Here is an 18,307-nt window from a genome sequence, read left to right on the forward strand (position 1 = left end):
AGCGATCACGCATTGGTTCTGTTTTTTTCTTATCAGTCAGTTAGTTAACGCTTATTCGTAAAGCTGTGGCGGTGGCAAAGGGCGCGAGGACGGCGCTACCTGCCAGAATAGCGCCAAGAATCGCCAGATAGCCGCCAATCGCCAGCCCCTGCTCTGCGGCATCAATGGCCGCACTGGCAAAAATCAGCACCGGCACCGCCAGCGGCAGGACCAGTAAGCTGAGTAAAACCCCTCCGCGACGTAACCCCACCGTCAGGCCAACGCCAATCGCGCCAATCAGGCTGAGCGTTGGTGTACCGAGTAATAACGTCAGCGCCACCGCACGCCAGCTGGCAAAATCCAGCGCCAGCAGCAGCGCGATAAGCGGCGACAACAGAAGCAGCGGCAGCCCGGTAACCAGCCAGTGAGCGACCACCTTACTCAACACGATTAACGGCAGCGGCACGGGCAGCAGCAGCAGCTGTTCCAGCGAACCATCGAGAAAATCATCGCGGAACAGCCGCTCCAGCGCCAGCAGCGAGGAGAGCAGCGCCGCCACCCAAACAATACCGGGCGCAATGCGCGCCAGCAGCTGAGGGTCTGCACCAATGCCTAAAGGAAACAGCGTGATCACAATCAGAAAGAACCAAAGCGGGTTGAGGATTTCCGCAGTGCTGCGAAACGCAATGCGTAATTCCCGTTTCAGTACGGCTAAGAACATCAGCCTTCCCCCGCCGTGAGGCAAATGCGACGCAGATTGCGCACCGAGGCGGGCAGTTCTTGGTGTGTGGTCAGCACAACGGCACCGCCCTGCTGCGTATGCCGCGCAAACTGCGTCATCAGCTTTTCCACCCCGGATTTGTCGATCGCCGTCAGTGGCTCATCAAGTATCCATAGCGGCGCCGGGCTTAGCCAGAGACGAGCCGCCGCGACGCGACGCTGCTGACCAGCCGAGAGTTGTGCTACCGGCAGGTCTTCATAGCCGATCAGGTCAACCTGCTCCAGAGCGTGCCACAGTTCATCCTGTGGACGATGCGCGTACCAGAAACTGAGATTTTCGTAAGGAGTCAGCTGCGCCTTAATGCCGGGCTGATGCCCGAGGTATAACAGGCTGGCATGATAGTTTTCACGCTGATGTTGAATACGCTGCTGCTGCCAGAGCACTTCGCCCTGCTCTGCTTGGCTCAGTCCGGTGAGGATACGCAGCAGGGAGGTTTTACCCACGCCGTTCGGGCCTTCCACCTGCACAATATCGCCCGGCGACACGGTGAAACTGAGATCGCTAAACAGCGCACGCTCGTCGCGCAGACATGTCAGATTTCGGGCTGCCAGCATAGAGGGAGAGTCATATCTTGTTAAATTTATTGGTGGATAGTAGCACAAACATTGTGACAACTGCATCAAGCCAGACGGAGGATCCGAGGGCTGCCAACTTAACGAACGGCATAATACCCGCTACGCTTAGAGGCAAACCAGTTCCTTTGGAGGGGAAACGATGAGTAGCACACAAAACGATAAAAATCAGGTAGAAAGTGAGGAAGGTTCCCAGGGCGCAGCGATCGAAGTGGACGAAGAGGCATTACCCTCTCGGGCTGCGGCCATACATGAACAAATCCGTCAGGAGGGAGAAAAAGAGCTGGAGCGCGACGGGTTGGCATTGCTTTTTTCTGCACTGGCGGCGGGCCTGTCGATGGGCGCATCCCTGATGGCAAAAGGCGTATTCCAGGCCCATCTGCATGGCATACCCGGTGCTTTTCTGCTGGAAAACCTCGGCTACACCTTTGGTTTTATTATTGTGATCATGGCCCGGCAACAGCTGTTCACTGAAAACACCGTCACCGCCGTGCTGCCGGTCATGCACAAGCCCAGTAGCGGCAATTTGTTGCTGCTTTTACGCCTGTGGGGACTGGTACTGTGTGGTAACCTGGCGGGTACTGCGCTGGCAGCGCTGGCGTTTAACCATATGCCGATTTTTGATGAGACCGTCCGCAGCGCATTTGTCAGCATCAGTCAGAAGGTGATGGAAAATACGCCTGGTGAAATGTTTGCCAACGCGGTGGTATCCGGCTGGATTATCGCCACGATGGTATGGATGTTCCCGTCGGCCGGTGCGGCAAAAATCTGGGTGATCGTCCTGATGACCTGGCTGGTGGCGCTGGGCGACCTGACGCATATTGTCGTCGGATCGGTAGAGATCTTCTATCTGGTCTTCAACGGTGAGATCCCGTGGCAGCAGTTTATCTGGCCGTTCGCCCTCCCCACGCTGGCGGGTAATATCATTGGCGGCACCTTTATTTTCGCGCTGATTAGCCATGCACAGATCCGTAATGATATGAGTAACAAGGCGAAAGCTAAAGCGGCGGCAGAAGCAAAACAACAGCAGGAAAGGACAAGGAGTAAAGCGGATTAAGGCGAAGATGCATTACAGCCGTTAAATCCGTTTCCATTCAGTGCCACGCAGGGCAAACACGAACAGCATAAATGGGTTCAACACGCCTGGTTCGGGTTGCTGTGGGATCTGAATGGCTTTGCATCCACAATAAAGCGGGGCTGCTATAATGTAAGGCTTGAAAAAACATGAGCCTTTACGCTAGGATAGCGCCCCGGTTTAGCCGTTATGCGCCGCATCTCGACGTCTCCTTAGTTAAATGGATATAACGAGCCCCTCCTAAGGGCTAGTTGCAGGTTCGATTCCTGCAGGGGACACCATTTCATCGTTCGCCACCCTCCGCAGTAGTTCGCAAAAACCCTTTAAACTCAAGCATCACCTAAATTTTTAGTTCGCCATAGTTCGTAATCGTTCGTTGACAGCTGCACGCTTAAGCGGATAAAAAAACGGAGGGACTACAGAACCGTCAAAGATGTCTGTTGCGAGGCCGCTGTTTCCGAAGCCAGCTATTACAACTGGAAGGCGAAATATGGCGGGATGGAAACCACTGATATTAAAAAGATCAAAGAGCTTGAGGACGAGCATCGTCGTCTGAAGCAGATGTTTGCCGATCTGAGCCTCGAAAACCAGGCGCTGAAGGACGTTATCGAAAAAAGCTTTAAAACCAGCGATAAAGCGTGAGTTCGTCAACTATTTGATCGCGCAGTTTACGATGTGCATACGCCAGGCATGCAGGACGTTATCGCTGAGCAGGACGGTGTTTCGTTACCAGCCTGATACACGAGGTGACGAGTCGGTGATACAGGCGCTGACCGGGGCGGCTGAGCGTTATCCGCGTTACGGATTTAAGAAACTTTTTCAGGTGCTTCGCAGGCAGGGGCACGTCTGGAACCACAAGCGCATATACCGGATTTACTGTCTGCTGAAACTGGATTTTCGTCGTAAGGGTAAACAACGTCTGCCGGTGCGTAATCCGGCTCCGCTGACAACGCCGGATGCGCTAAACCAAAGTTGGTCCATCGATTTTAACCGTGAGGCTCTGGCTATTGAAATTGACCTGAATATCCCGGCGCAGCGCGTCGTGCGGGTGCTGGACAGGATAGTGGCAAACCGTGGATATCCGTTGAAGATGCGGATGGATAACGGGCCGGAACTGATATCACTGACTCTGGCGCGATGGGCTGAAGACCACGGTGTGATACTGGAATTTATCAAGCCGGGTAAGCCGACGCAGAACGCATTTATCGAACGGTTTAACCGAACGTACAGGACAGAAATACTGGATTTTTACCTGTACAGAACACTGAATGAAGCACGGGAAATGACGGAACGCTGGCTGAATGAATATAACAGTGAGCGGCCCCATGAATCCCTGAATAACCTGACACCGGAAGAATACCGGCTGATGGCTGAGAAACCGGAAATCTCAAAAGTGTGTGGAACTAAAGCCGGGATACTTACAGTAATATTGAAATCCATTTTTTGAATGCCCACCAACCCATTCAGAGACGCTATCCCTAAGTCTCTGAATCGATTCGCCCACACCCCAATCAATATGAATTCAGACCCGCGATGGCGCGCACATCGCTCCCGGTAGGAGCCTGATGGATGCGTAAGCCAAACGCATCCACAACGGCAAACACATGGTCGAAAATATCTGCCTGAATACTTTCGTATTCCAGCCATGCCACGGTATTGGTAAAGGCGTAAATTTCAAGCGGTAAACCGGTCTCTCCTGGAGCCATCTGACGCACCATCAGCGTCATGTCCTTGCGTATAGACGGGTGCTGGCGCAGATATTCGGTCAGGTAGGCGCGGAAAGTGCCGACATTGGTCATCTTACGCTGATTCAGTACGGAAGTTGGCCCGGCATTATGTCCATTCCAGCTGGCGATTTCCTCCTGACGCGTCTCGATATAAGACGATAGCAGGCGCGCATGAGTCAGTTTTTCCTGCTCCTCCTCCGTCAGGAAGTGGATGCTGGTGGTATCAATATTAATACAGCGCTTGATGCGACGACCGCCAGAGGCCGACATGCCGCTCCAGTTTTTAAATGCGTCGGAGACCAGGGCATAAGTCGGTATGGTGGTAATAGTATTATCCCAGTTCCGCACTTTTACCGTGGTCAACCCAATATCCGTCACCTCGCCGTCAGCCCCATATTTGGGCATCTCCAGCCAGTCTCCCAGCTTCAGCATATGGTTAGCAGAAAGCTGGATGCCCGCCACCAGCCCCAGGATAGGGTCTTTAAATACCAGCATCAGCACGGCAGCCATTGCGCCCAGCCCGCTGATCAGGATCGCTGGAGATTTTCCAATCAGCAGCGAAATCATCATAATACCGATAACAATAGCGGCGATCAGCTTTATGCCCTGTAGCAGCCCTTTCAGCGGGAACTGCGCGGCAAAAGCGAAACGGTTTGATAAACCATTCACCACATCCAGCAGCGAGAAAAGCGACATCAGGGCATAGAACATCACCCACAGTTGCGCACAGGTTGACAGAATAGCCGCAGCATCACTGTTCTTGTTGAGCCAGAGCACCGCCTGAACATTGACAATAATCCCCTGTAGGGTAAATGCCAGTCGGTGAAACAGCTTATTCTCGGTCAGGACGTGCAACCAAAGATGTGAGCTGGCCTGGGCGCGTTTTTCACAGGCGGCCAAAACGATGCGGTGCAAAACAAAGTGAACGACGATTGCCGTAAGAAAAATGATGGAAAAAATAATCGTCAGCGAAATGGCATGGTTAGGTTCAATACCAAACTGTTTGAGTTGTGCAATCAATTGCTGCATAGCGTCTCCTTAAAAATCAGCGGTGATCATGCCTTGAGCACGGTACAGGTTCAACCCTGATCGAAAAATGTTGCTAACCTCTGCATCTGAACGCTTTTATCGTCATGAAAAACGGTGCATATTCTGCGGATTGATTTTGCCATCGGGGTTTAAGCTGGTGGGATTATTGCTGACTTTACCCCGGAGTTCACTATGTCAGATAAAGATCCTGTTGTTGAGCGCCTCTCTTTAGAGGTTCTTGCGCTACGTAACATTGTGCAAATGCTTATCGCTTATGGCAATGTGCCAACCGGCGGCAAGCTGAATAAGTATCTGGAAAAGATCGCTGATGACGTCGAACATCGTGACGAGCGAGAGGCAAACAAAGCGATAGCCAATGTGATCCGTAGCTATATCCGCTGACCGTCACGCAGCCCGGCATGGTGTTCTGACCCCGGGCTGTATACCTTACGTGTATGATCCACCGATATCACCCCAGTTCTGCCAGCAACCAGCGCTCAAAGTCCTGTAGTGCAGCTTCATTGATGCCTGTTTCCATCGGTTTTACCAAACAGAATTTTTTGCTCACAGAGTCTGTTTCTGGCCAGGGCGCAACAAGCGCTCCGCTAATCAGTTCTTTTTTGACGTACATGTACGGTACCATTGCCACCCCCTGCCCGGCCAATGCGGCTGCTATTGCCATTTCATGCAGGTCATATCGCACCCCCTGCGCGGGATTATCCAGGATTATCCCGCTTTCCCTCGCGTAGTCACTCCATGCTTGCGGATTCTGCCGCCGGTGAATACGCGGCAGTTCGTTCAACAGATCGCAGATGTTTTTATCGGTTAACAGCGCAGGATGACACACAGGCACCAGTTTTTCCTGAAAGAGAAAGCGTGTACGCATGCCTGCCCATGCCGGATGCTCAAAATGCACAACGGCGTCAAAACCACTGCCGGTGAGAATGAAAGGATCGGTTCTGGCCGCAATATTCAATGTGATGTCCGGATGCATAGCGCTAAAACCGCTAAGGCGCGGAATAAGCCAGCGACTGGAAAACGTCGGCAAGGCGGCAATATCCAGACATTTACTGCCTCCTGGCATGCCCATTATGTACTGGGTATCTCTTTCGAGTCGTTCGAGCGTTTCGCGGATGTGATGCGCATAGTGTGCGCCAACAGGATTGAGCTTAACGCGGCTTCCCATACGGTCAAACAGCTTGCAGTTCAGTAAAGATTCCAGACGCGCAATCTGCCGACTGATGGCACCTTCTGTTAGCGATAACTCCTCTGCCGCACGGGCAAAATTACCCTGCCTTGCGGCAGCATCAAAAGCTTGCAGAGAAGCGCTACTGGGAATTTTTCTGCGCATAGAAAAGGTTCCTGGACAGGTACATGGGATACTCTTTCAGTGACTTAATATCATTAAGCAATGAAATAATATCGATTTATACCCGATAAAACAGGAAGTAGCATGATAAAAAATCATTAAGGTGACACGCCTAAAACTAACCCGGAGAGAGTGATGACCCATCCGCACCGCACATCCCGTCAGATTGGGAATTATCTGGTTACCGTACTGAGTGACGGCAATATGCCAGCCAGTCTGGATTTACTGTCAGGCATTGAGGCTGCTGACGCCGAGTTAATTCAGCATGCTGCCGGGATCGCTGAACCCGGCAATATCCATATCAACTGCTATCTCATCCGAGGTCGAGGGCGAACCATTTTGGTGGACGCCGGTACAGGGGGCCTAAACAACATAGGTGGGCTTCTCGGAAAAAATCTTAGTGAGGCCGGTATCAGTCCTGATGACGTGGACACCGTCTTGTTGACACATGGTCATCCTGACCATATTGGCGGGCTGCTGGATGCTGAAGGTCAGCCAGTCTATAAACATGCAGCGCTTCATCTTCATGCTTTAGAAGCTGAATACTGGCGCGATGATGAAAAACAAAAAACAGCCAGCGAACGTGGTAAACGTAACTTTGCACTGGTCCGTCGAACGTTAGACGCTTATGCGCATAACCTGCATTTTATTGATGAAAACGAAATAGCGGAAGGCATTGCCCCCATTTTGCTACCGGGCCACACGCCGGGTCATACGGGATACCGCATTCATTCAGTCGATCAATGCCTCTTGATATGGGGAGATATCGTCCATTTCCCCCATATCCAGTCAGCACACCCCTCTGTTTCCATTATGTTTGACGTCGATCCCGCTCTGGCTGAAGAGACACGCAAAAAAATCCTGGAACAGGCCGTCAGGGAAAAAACGATCGTTGCAGGCATGCATTTAGACATTGCGGGGTTCGCTGACATTCTTATGGCTGATGGGGGATATCGTATGGCCTACTCGGAGGAATGAATGGGTGCGTTCGACGGGCCGATGCAACGCTCTACTCATCGCTGACGCCCTTAGCAATCCATTCCACTCATGTCGCTACAGGTGCATTTCATTCCCTGTCAGCGGCAGTTCATTCCCTTATTCCGCACCGCACGTAAGCCCGGCGTTACTATGCTCCCATCGAGATACTTAACATTCCGGCGGGAGAAGCCCCAATGAACTCACCCATCGCCAGTGGCAATGTGAACCGCACCCGCTGGTTAACCCTGGCAGGCACCATCATTACCCAGTTTGCCCTGGGATCGGTCTATACCTGGAGCCTGTTTAATGGTCAACTGTCGTTAAAAATGGCCGCTCCGGTGAGCCAAATCGCGTTTTCATTTGGTTTATTGAGCCTCAGCCTGGCGCTGGCTTCTTCCGTCGCCGGAAAATTACAGGATCGGTTCGGCGTACGTCATGTCACCATCGTGGCCGGGCTGCTGATGGCCATTGGCCTGGCGCTCACCGCATACGCCGACAACCTGTTTATGCTCTATATCAGTGCCGGGGTGCTGGTGGGGCTGGCGGATGGTGCGGGTTATCTGATGACGCTGTCTAACTGTGTGAAATGGTTCCCTGAGCGCAAAGGGGTTATTTCCGCGTGTGCAGTCGGTGCATATGGTCTTGGCAGCCTGGGTTTCAAATTTATTTGTAGCTTCCTGCTCAGCGTCACCAGTCTGGAAATGACCTTTATGATCTGGGCCGCAATCGCCATGAGCATGATGATGCTCGGTGCCCTGTTAATGAGAGACGCGCCCGTTCACACTCACGCCCGGGTTACTCAGGCCGCGCAGGATTACGCCTTTGCCGAGTCAGTGCGTATGCCGCAGTACTGGATCCTGGCCCTGATGTTCCTGACTTCATGCATGAGTGGCCTGTATGTGATTGGCATTGCAAAAGACATTGGTGAAAGCATGGTGAACCTCAGCACGCACACCGCCGCTAATGCGGTCACCATTATTGCGATTGCCAACCTTAGTGGCCGCCTGATATTGGGCATTCTCTCTGATAAAGTCGCCCGTATTCGGGTGATTACCCTCGCACAGTTGGTATCACTGGCGGGCATCAGTATCATGTTGTTCAGCCAGATGAACGAAAGCACCTTCTTTATCGCGGTTGCCTGTGTGGCGTTCAGCTTTGGCGGGACGATCACCGTCTATCCATCGCTGGTCAGTGACTTTTTCGGACTGAATAACTTGAGCAAAAACTACGGGGGAATTTACCTCGGTTTCGGCATCGGCAGCGTAATGGGATCTCTGATCGCCTCGCTTTTCGGTGGCTTTAACGTGACCTTTAGTCTGATTATGCTACTGCTGGTGCTCTCATTACTGTTGTCCGTCACTGTGCGTGCCCCAGCTAAATTGACGCAGAAGTCCACCGCAGCACGCCCGATCGCCAGCTGAAAACCGGGATGCCCACAGCCAATCCTGCTGCGGGCATCTCTGGGTTATTGCTGGTGGAACAACGGTTCAGGACGGCCAGCGACCGCAACCCTGACAGCAAACAGATCGCCGGACTGAGGGTACTGTGCCAGCTCCTCTTCGCTGCGATCTTCTCTTGAAGTGGTGATATACAGGGTCTTCAGATCCGGGCCACCAAAAGCAACCATCGTCGGCCAGCGTACCGGCAGCGGGATTTCATCAACAATATCCCCGCTGTGCGGATCGAGACGGACAACCCGTCCTCCGTCAAACATCGCCGCCCAGTAGTAGCCTTCGCTATCTACCGCCGCACCATCAGGGCTTCCGCCCTGCTGCTGGTTGAAGTGCCGTACCACCTCGCGCTGGCCGATTGCACCATTGTCCGCATCCATCGGGTAACGATAAAGCACCGCATTTGGCGTATCGCTTTGATACATCCACCGCCTGTCGGGAGAAAAGGCCAGTCCGTTGGAGATCATAATATCGGCTGCCTGCTCGGTAAGTTTGAGCTGATTATCCACGCGGTAGAGTTTCGCGCCATTGCGATCCTGCGGCTCCCACAGGGTGCCACACCAGAAACGGCCAAAGGGATCGATGCGGCCATCGTTGAAGCGACTGCGTGGAGCATCACCGGGGTTACTGGCTATCCGGCGGGTAATTTCGCCACGGTTATTGAGGAAACAGATGCCGCTGCGCAGGGCGGCTATCAGCCCGCCGTCTTCACACAGGCCAATACAACCAATATCCTCCGCTACCGGCCAGACCTGATGCTCTCCGCTGGACGGATCGAAGCGGTGTAAAGCAGGGGCAATGATGTCAACAAACCACAGTACCTGTTGCTCTACGCTCCACAGCGGGCACTCTCCTAATTCCGCCTGTACTGACAACACATTTTCTACCTGGTAGGCCATCTTCAGCTCCTTGCTGGTCTATTTTTGGCTAAAGTTTAGGTTATTTTTCAGGATGCCGCAGGATAGTGTAGACAGATTTATCAAGGATGAGCAGGCGCTGGCGATTCGCCTTATCGATATAGATATGAAGGTAATCAGCCGTAATGATAAGCAGGAATAAAGTCTGAAAAATTGATTTGCAATACCTCATTAAATAATCCTACACGCGCAGCATCATTTCTCCACTTTGTGCCCGTAGACTTTAGTCAGTAAAATGCGCAGGAGGATCGTCATGATGAATCTCATCAAAGCGGCCTCTATTACCGCTGCAACTCTCATGCTCAATAGCTGTATCATTGCCCCGCCCTGGCATGGTGCTGGCTATTATGACGGCTATTATTATTGAGGCTACCCGCATCGGGTCTGGTAATAGTTGGCCGGTATTTAACAGTACGTGCCGTCAAAGGCGGCAGATGCAAGGTAACAATAAAATCTTTCACACTTCCAACACTGGGCGGGCATATTTTAACCCGCCCCCATGTTTAGCTTTTGATACGGTAATTACACTGATACCAGGCTTTCATTAACCCGGGAATATGGCTTTCCTGCGGGTCGAGTGCTTCCACTTTATCAAAACCCCGTTCGGAACAGTAATGCTCAACGTCTTTTTGCATCGCGGTCATATCAACTTTTTCGGGTTTAAAACGGTACTGAACGCTATTGACCGCCGGATCTTCATCCACCCTTTCATAAGCACCTGGTTTGCTTGACGTACAGCCCGCTAACAGTAACAGGGCTAATGCACCGATCGCTTCTTTTTTCATTATTGCTCCTTTTTCTGATGCCGCATCATAACAATCCCTACAGTGACAACCATCAGACATCGGCGCATTTGCAAAATTTTACTTAACTAATGCAATGTTTCACCAATTGAATTGATTCAGGGTTCCGTGTAGCGCTGTCTGAATATCAATGCGAATATGCTGCCAGACAACGCACTAAGTCTGCACAACACCAGGGATTTAAAAAAAAAATAAAATAATCTTATGCCCGCATTGAGCGGGCTTTTTTTAAGATTTCAGTTATCCGTACCGCCAATAATTATACGCAAAACGTTTGCCGAATCCTTATCTGTCAGTGCCAGAACAGACTGATAAAGATCAATCGTCATGTCACAAAGCTTCGTTTCATCTGCGCCCGGCTCACCCGGCGTATTCAGCGTCTGTAAATCACTCCCCCAGCGGTTATAAAGCCCCTGTACCACTTTCTGTAGCTGTTGCCGCCCTCGGGATAAATCATCTGGCGGCGCGGCACCATTGCTATGCTGCAACAAGCTATCCATCGCCACCAGGTCACGCGCGATCAGATCCTGCGGCAGCAGTTCAGCGATATTCACTCCCCCTTTCACCTGTGGAAACAGGAAACGGAAACACTGTCCGGGGCTGAGCTGTCGGATCTGTTTCATCTCCTCCAGCGAAATCTGCATATAGGCAATTAAATCTTTATCACGGGCAGTATTAATACGCTGATTCAGCAGATCGGCGGCCAGCGGTCGCAAAAGTTCAACCGCCTGACGCAACGGCATTCCCTTACGCAGATACCCAATCAGCTCATCACTGGCCTGCTGATACAGCGCCGGCTGCTGCACCTTGATGGTTCGCCAAACGGGAAGAGAAGCCAGCTGCGTTCGGGCATAGTCAATGGCTGCCTCTTGCTGACGCTGTGGAGCCATCCAGCGGTAGTACCCGATATTGCCTGCCAGAATTGGCAGCAAAAATAGCAATATTGCCGCAGGGGCGGTCAGTTTTTTACTTTTCCACAGCCATCGAGTCAGCATCAGCCAAAATACCGTGGAGAAGATCGAAATAAGAATAGCGTTTGAAGTCAACATGGTTTCCTGAAATCAGCAGAGCGGGTGCGGCAATGTTAATTAACTTAGTCAACGCGCACATCGATCAATACCGGGCAGCTGGCGTGTTCGATTACGGCAGCGCTGCATGAGCCTTTTAGCAGGCGATTAAACGAAGTGAGATGGCGACGCCCCATTATGATCATCGCCGCCTGTAGGCCGTTGGCTTCAGCAACGATCGTGGGTGCCGGTTCTCCGGCCACTACACGCCCACGCGCCGTCACTCCAGATCGCTGTAACTCGGCCAACGCCTGACGCACCGCCGCTTCGGCGGTGTTTTGCTCATCCCGCGCCACACCGTAATCGCTGGGGTCTTCGCCAGCTTCAATCTCCAGCGGCCCACAGGCAAAACTGGCGTCGACACAGCACAACACCACCACCGGAGCCTGCAAGGCCAGTGCCTGGGTGCTGGCCAGTGCAACCACTTTACGGGCAATCATTGATGTATCGATGGCGACTAAAAGCGTTTTCATCTGCTTCTCCTGTCAGTCACATTTCGCTGCATTTCCCGGCTTGTGTCGTAGCGCATTCTGGCATTTTCGCCATGCACTTAATGACAGGAACAGTGCCAGCAGGTTCGCTACTGCACAGGCCAGGTCTTAGAGACATTGTGATTATCTTAAACATAAGAGACCCTAACTGTATCACTGTTCGAGCTCTTAGCCGCGAATATGACGATATAGCGACATATTCAGTCGCCAGGCACTTATGATACAACTGATAATAGTGAACCTGTGTCTGTGCTGATTTGGCTCACCAAAATGAAAGGCGTTCAGAGGCGTTGCGCGGTGAAAAGGCGTGAAGAAAATACCTTTATCCTATTGATATAGCTGTGTATTTTTTTAGAATGTGGTGGTGATAAGTATCGATCAAGGTGCCAGACAGTCGGCCTGGCTGGCACCTTTATACCCGCAGGGTTACTTGTCGCCGGTTTTGGTTGCGACCGGCAACACGCCTTCGGCGCGGAACATGCCTTTAATTCCTCTGACCGCCTGGCGAATACGGTCGCTATTTTCAATCAGTGCAAAACGTACGTGCGTATCACCGTAATCGCCAAAACCAATGCCCGGTGACACGCAGACTTTTGCCTCTTGCAACAGCAGCTTGGCAAACTCCAGCGAGCCCAGATGTGCATAGCGATCGGGAATTTTCGCCCAGACATACATTGAGGCTTTGGGGTTATCCACCATCCAGCCCGCTTCATGCAGCCCTTTCACCAGCACATCCCGGCGTCGTTTGTATTTCTCCGCAATATCACGCACGCACTGCTGATCCCCTTCCAGCGCCGCGATGGCTGCCACCTGTAGCGGGGTGAAAGTACCGTAGTCGTGATAGCTTTTAATGCGCGCCAGGGCTGCCACCAGCTCTTTATTACCAACCATAAAACCAATACGCCAACCGGCCATATTGTAGCTTTTCGACAGGGTGAAGAATTCAACCGCCACGTCCCGCGCACCGGGTACTTCCATAATCGAAGGGGCTTTCCAGCCGTCATAAACAATATCAGCATAGGCGAGGTCATGGATAACCAGTATGTTGTACTGCTTCGCCAGGGCGATAACTCGCTCAAAAAAGTCCAGCTCCACGCACTGCGCGGTAGGATTGGAAGGAAAGCCAAGGATCATCATTTTCGGCTTGGGATAGCTTTCACGAATGGCGCGCTCCAGCTCGTTAAAGAAATCCACCCCTGCCACCAGCGGCACAGAACGCACCTGCGCACCAGCAATCACCGCGCCGTAGATATGGATCGGATAGCTGGGATTTGGCACCAGCACCGTATCACCGTGGTCAAGCGTGGCCAGCATCAGATGGGCCAGCCCCTCTTTGGAGCCAATAGTCACAATGGCTTCGGATTCCGGGTCAATATCAACCTGGTAGCGGTCGGCATACCAACGCGAAATAGCGCGGCGCAGACGGGGAATACCGCGCGATGTGGAATAACCGTGCGTGTCTTCACGCTGTGCCACGGTACACAATTTTTCCACGATATGAGGTGGGGTCGGGCCATCAGGGTTGCCCATACTGAAATCGATGATGTCTTCACCACGACGGCGTGCAGCCATCTTCAGTTCCGCAGTGATATTAAAAACATACGGCGGCAGTCGTTCAATACGGGAGAAACGACGGGGGGATTGGTTGTCAGTCATAGCATCCTCTGATTTACGTAAGCGCCCGGACCGTCCGAGCGACGCAGACCACTCTACGCGGTCGAGTCATGAACATAACGTAACCGCCCTGAAGCTGTCGAGAGGCAGAATAAAATATTTCAATCGCGCGGATTGATGCGTCCAAACAGCCAGTCATTCACCCACTGACCATTTAACAGATAATTATCTCGCAATGTTCCTTCCAGCGCGAAGTGGTTCTTTTCCAGTACCCGGCGCGAAGCCTGGTGCCCCTCCACGACCTGCGCTTTCAGCTTATGAAATCCGCACTGTTCAAAAAGAAAATCGCACAGCGCACCCAACGCCTCGCTGCTGTAGCCCTGGTCAAAATGCTCACTCAGCAGCGAATAACCCACCTCCACCTGACGATGCGGCATCCATTCAGCCGTTGCCCCCATTAAACCTATGCCCTCCCCACCCTGCTTCAAACGCACCACCAGGCACAGCATATGAAAACTGGTGGCTTGCCACGGCATCAGCCTGTCCTGAAAACGCTGGCGGATATCGGCCAGCTGCGGCACCGCACTGATAAATTCCATGCAGGTGGCATCACTATGTACCTTAAGAAACAGCTGCCAGTCTTCAGGTTGCAGTCGGGTGAGGATCAGCCGTGGTGTGGTTAGTTTCATATGCCTGCCTTAAATGGGGAAAAAAGGCTAAAAAAAGATCTCTTTTAACCGCCGCTTTTTCGCCCTGTCATGGACACCGTTCCTACAAAACAATAACCCGTTTGTGACAGGAGTACGAAGATGATGCATCTTAAAATCGACAACCTCCCCGCTGCCATTTGTGCCAGCAAAACAGAACTGCGTAGGCAGTTAGCGAATTATCGTGAAGTCTTTGCTGAACTGGATGCTGATATGCGTCGCCAGATCGCCCTGTCACCGCGCCTGCTGCTGGCACATCTCTGGAGCTTTCCTTATGATATAGACCTGTTTCCCAGCAGCCGAGATGCCCGTGTATTCGATGTTTGAGATGCTGCTTGCGGTTTTTGACCGTGCAGCACTGATGTTAATCTGCCTGTTCTTTCTCACCCGTACCCGACATTTCCGCCAGCTGCTGCAAAAAGAGCAGCACTCGCGACAGGAGCTGTTCGCGGTCACCGCCATTTTCTCGCTGTTTGCCCTTTTCAGTACCTGGACCGGCATCCATGTGGAAGGATCGTTGGTCAACGTGCGCACCATTGCGATTATGTCCGGCGGCATCCTGTTTGGCCCCTGGGTCGGTATTGCCACCGGCGTGATTGCCGGTCTACATCGTTTCCTGATCGATATTCATGGCGTAACCTCTGTACCCTGCCTGGTGACCAGCATTATCGCCGGGATCGTTTCTGGCTGGATAAATATTAAAGTCGCCAAACAGAAACGCTGGAGCGCGGGGATCATCGGCGGTATCGCCTGTGAGTCACTGACCATGCTGCTTATCGTACTGTGGACGCTGCCAAAAGTACGCGGACTGGATATCGTCGCGGAGATCGCCGTTCCGATGATCCTCGGCACGGCGAGTATTGGGCTGATCGTGCTGCTGGTGCAGAGCGTTGAAGGGGAAAAAGAGGCGATTGCCGCCCGTCAGGCGAAGCTGGCACTGGATATTGCCAATAAGACCCTGCCCCTGTTCCGTCAGGTCAACAGCGATTCGCTGCGCCAGGTGTGTGACATTATCCGCCGTGATATTCATGCCGATGCCGTTGCCATGACCAATACGAGCAAGGTTCTGGCCTATACGGGTATCGGTGAGAATAATTACCATCATGGTGATAAAAGCATCAGCCCGACCACCAGAAAAGCGATCGAGGAAGGAAAAATCATCATCAAAAACAATGATGAAGCACACCGTACTCCTGAAATCCGCTCCATGATCGTGATACCGCTTTGGGAGAAAGGTGAAGTCACCGGTACGCTCAAGATCTACTACCGTCATGCACACCGCATTACCTGGTCGCTGAAGGAGATGGCGGTAGGGCTGTCGCAGATTATCTCGACGCAACTGGAGGTTTCACGCGCCGAACAGCTGCGCGAAATGGCGAATAAAGCCGAGCTGCGCGCGTTGCAAAGCAAAATTAACCCCCACTTTTTGTTTAACGCGCTGAATGCCGTCTCTGCGTCAATCCGCCTCAATCCTGATACTGCTCGCCAGCTCATTACCAATTTGTCACGCTATCTGCGTTACAACCTGGAGCTAAACGATGATGAAATCATCAATATCAAAAGAGAGCTGTGCCAGATCAAAGACTATATCGCCATTGAGCAGGCACGCTTTGGCGATAAGCTGACGGTGATTTACGATATTGATGAAGATATCAATTTTTCTCTTCCCAGCCTGCTTATTCAGCCGCTGGTGGAGAATGCCATTGTCCACGGTATTCACCCCTGCCGGGGTAAAGGCGTGGTGACGTTAACCATCCACGATGTGGACACCCACATACGAATTGCGGTGCGTGATACCGGTCACGGCATCAGCGAGGATGTGTTGGCGCGCGTAAAAAGCAACCAGATGCCCGGTAATAAAATCGGGCTGTTAAACGTCCATCACCGGGTTAAGCTGCTTTACGGTGAAGGTTTGCTTATCCGGCGACTTGAACCCGGCACGGAGATTGCCTTTTGTATCACTAAAAATGCAGCCGGCCCGGCATTCAATCCGATATTCGACCAGCATAACGCGGGAAAATGATGTGAAAGCCATTATTGTTGAAGATGAATACCTTGCCCAACAGGAGCTCAGCTGGCTGATACGTCAGCACAGCCAGATCGCCATCGAGGGTATTTTTGATGACGGGCTGGAGGTGCTGAAATATTTACAAACCAGTCATGTTGACGTGATATTCCTCGACATCAATATACCGTCTCTCGACGGTATGCTGCTGGCGCACAATATCAGTCAGTTCGCCAAAAGACCGCTGATCGTCTTTATTACCGCCTGTAAAGAGCACGCGGTGGACGCCTTCGAGCTGGAAGCCTTTGACTATATTCTGAAACCATGGTCAGAAATGCGCATCATCACCCTGCTGCGTAAACTGGAAAACCAGGCGCATCAAAACAGCGATCGGCTCACTACCCGTGCATCACACAGCATTAATCTGGTCAAAGACGAACGCATTATCGTCACCGATATCAGCGATATTTATTACGCCGAAGCGCATGAGAAACTGACTTTTGTCTATACACGGCGTGAAGAGTATGTGATGCCGATGAATATGAGCGAATTTTGCAGTCGCCTGCCGGATGAGCATTTCTTCCGCTGCCATCGCTCGTACTGTATCAACCTCAACAAAATTCATGAGATCGAACCCTGGTTTAACAACACTTACATCCTCAAGCTGCGCGACCTGGCCTTTCAGGTACCGGTCAGCCGCAGTAAGGTGAAGGCATTTCGCCAGCTGATGCGGTTGTGAAAGGGCCGCAACAGGGGCATTGGCGGTTACAGCACGCGACCCAGCGTCTGACGCAGATGCGCACCAGAACCCAGCAGCCCCGGATAATCGTGGGTAATCAGATAGACCGGGATTGGCGCGACATAATCTTTAAAGCGACCTTTGTCTTCAAACGCCGCGCGGAAGCCGGAGGCTTTGAAGAACTCAAGGAAGCGCGGCACGATGCCACCGGCAATATAAACGCCGCCAAAGGTGCCGAGGTTCAGCGCCAGATTGCCGCCAAAGCGCCCCATAATGACGCAAAACATCGACAACGCACGACGGCAATCGGTGCAGGTATCCTGCAATGCGCGTTCGGTCACATCGCGAGGCTTGAGGTTTTCAGGCTGACGGTTATCAGACTTAACAATCGCCCGGTAAAGATTAACCAACCCATTACCTGAGAGAATTCGTTCGGCGGAAACGTGCCCCAGCTCTTCGCGCAGCACTTCGAGGATCAGATCTTCCTCCTCGCTATTAGCGGCAAAGTCGACATGCCCTCCTTCGCCCGGCAGGCTGACCCAGCGTTTATCAACATGCACCAGGTGCGCCACCCCAAGACCGGTTCCGGCACCATAAACCGCAACGGGCTTATCGGCAACCGGCGTGGTGCCGCCGAACTGCATCAGATGTTCCTCTGACAGCATCGGGATAGCCATTGAAACGGCGGTGAAATCATTAATGATCTCCAGCGATTCGAAGGCGAGATTAGCTTTCATGCTGCTGGTGGAAAATGCCCAATCGTGGTTGGTCATCTCAACCCAGTCTTCAGTGATTGGGCAGGCAATGGCGATACAGCCGTGTTTGATATCCTGCTGCTGCTCAGCCAGATAAGCGCGGATCACCGCTTCCAGGCTGTCATAATCTGCCGTGGAGAACGTTTTGGCCTGGGAGATGGCGCCGTTATCTATTTCACACAGAGCCAGACGCGCGTTAGTGCCGCCGACATCTCCCACCAAAGCATACTTAGTCATTGTTATTTTTC

Annotated in this window: 19 protein-coding genes and 1 tRNA gene; 9 read left to right on the forward strand and 11 right to left on the reverse strand. The window is 52.3% G+C overall.

Annotated features, from left to right (window positions below; all coding sequences use genetic code 11):
- Positions 1–40: 40 nt before the first annotated feature.
- A complete protein-coding gene (ccmB, locus tag EPIR_RS11975) occupies positions 41–700 on the reverse strand; it encodes a heme exporter protein CcmB (protein ID WP_023655675.1) in 660 nt (219 codons plus the stop codon).
- Positions 700–1,314 (reverse strand): cytochrome c biogenesis heme-transporting ATPase CcmA, encoded by a 615-nt coding sequence (ccmA, locus tag EPIR_RS11980; protein WP_157037523.1) that lies wholly within the window; start codon positions 1,312–1,314, stop codon positions 700–702. Before ccmA ends, ccmB begins: the two co-directional genes overlap by 1 nt.
- Positions 1,315–1,474: 160 nt before the next feature.
- Between ccmA and EPIR_RS11985 the strand changes: the two genes are divergently transcribed.
- The 3 genes from EPIR_RS11985 (at position 1,475) to EPIR_RS12000 (ending at position 3,854) form a co-directional block, all read left to right on the forward strand.
- The gene (locus EPIR_RS11985) at positions 1,475–2,389 is read left to right on the forward strand and encodes a formate/nitrite transporter family protein (RefSeq protein ID WP_023655677.1); all 915 of its coding nucleotides are present in this window, start codon (positions 1,475–1,477) and stop codon (positions 2,387–2,389) included.
- 224 nt (positions 2,390–2,613) lie between these two features.
- Positions 2,614–2,688: transfer RNA gene (locus EPIR_RS11990), tRNA-Arg, on the forward strand.
- 118 nt (positions 2,689–2,806) lie between these two features.
- Positions 2,807–3,854, forward strand: a protein-coding gene (locus tag EPIR_RS12000; RefSeq protein ID WP_157037524.1) for an integrase core domain-containing protein whose coding sequence is annotated in 2 segments — positions 2,807–3,018 and positions 3,017–3,854 — 1,050 coding nt in all. The coding sequence is not laid out codon by codon here.
- Positions 3,855–3,918: 64 nt separating this feature from the next.
- Here the strand turns inward: EPIR_RS12000 and EPIR_RS12005 are convergent.
- Complete coding sequence (locus tag EPIR_RS12005) at positions 3,919–5,163, reverse strand: mechanosensitive ion channel family protein (protein WP_023655680.1); 1,245 nt, start codon at positions 5,161–5,163, stop codon at positions 3,919–3,921.
- 192 nt (positions 5,164–5,355) lie between these two features.
- On the opposite strand from EPIR_RS12005, the gene EPIR_RS12010 reads away from it, so the two are divergent.
- The gene (locus tag EPIR_RS12010; protein ID WP_023655681.1) at positions 5,356–5,565 is read left to right on the forward strand and encodes a hypothetical protein; all 210 of its coding nucleotides are present in this window, start codon (positions 5,356–5,358) and stop codon (positions 5,563–5,565) included.
- 67 nt (positions 5,566–5,632) lie between these two features.
- Here EPIR_RS12010 and EPIR_RS12015 read toward each other — a convergent pair whose 3' ends face one another.
- The gene (locus EPIR_RS12015; protein ID WP_023655682.1) at positions 5,633–6,514 is read right to left on the reverse strand and encodes a LysR substrate-binding domain-containing protein; all 882 of its coding nucleotides are present in this window, start codon (positions 6,512–6,514) and stop codon (positions 5,633–5,635) included.
- 153 nt (positions 6,515–6,667) lie between these two features.
- On the opposite strand from EPIR_RS12015, the gene EPIR_RS12020 reads away from it, so the two are divergent.
- Positions 6,668–7,510, forward strand: a complete 843-nt coding sequence (locus EPIR_RS12020) for an MBL fold metallo-hydrolase (protein WP_023655683.1) — start codon at positions 6,668–6,670, stop codon at positions 7,508–7,510.
- A gap of 194 nt (positions 7,511–7,704) precedes the next feature.
- The gene (locus EPIR_RS12025) at positions 7,705–8,931 is read left to right on the forward strand and encodes an MFS transporter (RefSeq protein WP_023655684.1); all 1,227 of its coding nucleotides are present in this window, start codon (positions 7,705–7,707) and stop codon (positions 8,929–8,931) included.
- A 44-nt stretch (positions 8,932–8,975) separates the two neighbouring features.
- Here the strand turns inward: EPIR_RS12025 and EPIR_RS12030 are convergent, their stop codons facing one another.
- The 6 genes from EPIR_RS12030 to EPIR_RS12060 all read right to left on the reverse strand — a co-directional run bounded on the left by EPIR_RS12030 (position 8,976) and on the right by EPIR_RS12060 (position 14,542).
- Positions 8,976–9,860 carry an SMP-30/gluconolactonase/LRE family protein gene (locus tag EPIR_RS12030; RefSeq protein WP_023655685.1) on the reverse strand — a complete coding sequence of 295 codons (885 nt, stop codon included), beginning with the start codon at positions 9,858–9,860 and terminating at the stop codon, positions 8,976–8,978.
- A 521-nt stretch (positions 9,861–10,381) separates the two neighbouring features.
- Positions 10,382–10,663 (reverse strand): hypothetical protein, encoded by a 282-nt coding sequence (locus tag EPIR_RS12040; protein WP_023655688.1) that lies wholly within the window; start codon positions 10,661–10,663, stop codon positions 10,382–10,384.
- Positions 10,664–10,917: 254 nt separating this feature from the next.
- Entirely contained in the window at positions 10,918–11,727 is an 810-nt protein-coding gene (locus EPIR_RS12045) for a hypothetical protein (RefSeq protein ID WP_048697529.1), read from the reverse strand.
- A gap of 47 nt (positions 11,728–11,774) precedes the next feature.
- On the reverse strand, positions 11,775–12,221 hold the full coding sequence (locus tag EPIR_RS12050; RefSeq protein ID WP_023655690.1) for a universal stress protein: 447 nt from the start codon (positions 12,219–12,221) through the stop codon (positions 11,775–11,777).
- Between the two features lie 444 nt (positions 12,222–12,665).
- The gene (alaC, locus tag EPIR_RS12055; protein ID WP_023655692.1) at positions 12,666–13,895 is read right to left on the reverse strand and encodes an alanine transaminase; all 1,230 of its coding nucleotides are present in this window, start codon (positions 13,893–13,895) and stop codon (positions 12,666–12,668) included.
- A 119-nt stretch (positions 13,896–14,014) separates the two neighbouring features.
- On the reverse strand, positions 14,015–14,542 hold the full coding sequence (locus EPIR_RS12060) for a GNAT family N-acetyltransferase (protein WP_023655693.1): 528 nt from the start codon (positions 14,540–14,542) through the stop codon (positions 14,015–14,017).
- A gap of 120 nt (positions 14,543–14,662) precedes the next feature.
- Here EPIR_RS12060 and EPIR_RS12065 point away from each other — a divergent pair, with 120 nt between their 5' ends.
- Genes EPIR_RS12065 through EPIR_RS12075 form a run of 3 tightly spaced genes read left to right on the forward strand, consistent with a single transcriptional unit; the run spans position 14,663 to position 17,304 of the window.
- Positions 14,663–14,887: a hypothetical protein gene (locus EPIR_RS12065; RefSeq protein ID WP_023655694.1), complete on the forward strand. Its 225-nt coding sequence runs from the start codon at positions 14,663–14,665 to the stop codon at positions 14,885–14,887.
- Positions 14,865–16,583 carry a sensor histidine kinase gene (locus EPIR_RS12070; protein ID WP_023655695.1) on the forward strand — a complete coding sequence of 573 codons (1,719 nt, stop codon included), beginning with the start codon at positions 14,865–14,867 and terminating at the stop codon, positions 16,581–16,583. The genes EPIR_RS12065 and EPIR_RS12070 overlap by 23 nt, the downstream gene beginning before the upstream one ends.
- 1 nt (position 16,584) lies before the next feature.
- Positions 16,585–17,304: a LytR/AlgR family response regulator transcription factor gene (locus EPIR_RS12075; protein WP_048697440.1), complete on the forward strand. Its 720-nt coding sequence runs from the start codon at positions 16,585–16,587 to the stop codon at positions 17,302–17,304.
- A gap of 26 nt (positions 17,305–17,330) precedes the next feature.
- Here the strand turns inward: EPIR_RS12075 and glk are convergent, their stop codons facing one another.
- On the reverse strand, positions 17,331–18,296 hold the full coding sequence (gene glk / locus EPIR_RS12080) for a glucokinase (protein ID WP_023655697.1): 966 nt from the start codon (positions 18,294–18,296) through the stop codon (positions 17,331–17,333).
- Positions 18,297–18,307 lie beyond the last annotated feature (11 nt).

This window comes from Erwinia piriflorinigrans CFBP 5888 (genome assembly GCF_001050515.1).
Taxonomy (GTDB): Bacteria; Pseudomonadota; Gammaproteobacteria; order Enterobacterales; family Enterobacteriaceae; genus Erwinia; species Erwinia piriflorinigrans.